This is a genomic window from Rhodoferax sp. UBA5149, from assembly GCF_002413825.1.
Classification (GTDB): Bacteria; Pseudomonadota; Gammaproteobacteria; order Burkholderiales; family Burkholderiaceae_C; genus Rhodoferax.
This window is the reverse complement of sequence record NZ_DHXT01000102.1, coordinates 55,966-56,255: the sequence shown is the minus strand read 5'-3', so window position 1 is coordinate 56,255 and position 290 is coordinate 55,966. Positions and strand designations below refer to the sequence as shown.

1 protein-coding gene is annotated in these 290 nt (G+C 61.0%); it reads left to right on the top strand.

Translation table 11 applies throughout. The annotated features are described in order from the left end of the window. Positions 1–290, top strand: a 290-nt coding sequence (rfbC, locus tag B3V69_RS20880; RefSeq protein ID WP_296445890.1) for a dTDP-4-dehydrorhamnose 3,5-epimerase, incomplete at both ends; no start/stop codon positions are given.

The following is a 290-nucleotide window of genomic DNA, read 5'->3' as shown; positions in this document are numbered from 1 at the left end:
GCCCAAGTCACGGGGCTGGACGTTCAGTTTGTGCAAGACAACCACAGTCGCTCCGTCAAGGGCGTGTTGCGTGGCTTGCATTACCAGATTCAGCACCCCCAGGGCAAGCTGGTGCGCGTGACGCAAGGCGAGGTGTTTGACGTGGCGGTGGACATGCGCCGCAGCTCGCCGAACTTTGGGAAATGGGTGGGTGTGGTGCTGTCAGCCGACAACCATCGCCAGCTGTGGATTCCCCCGGGCTTTGCCCACGGCTTCGTGGTGACCAGTGACACCGCCGAGTTTTTGTACAA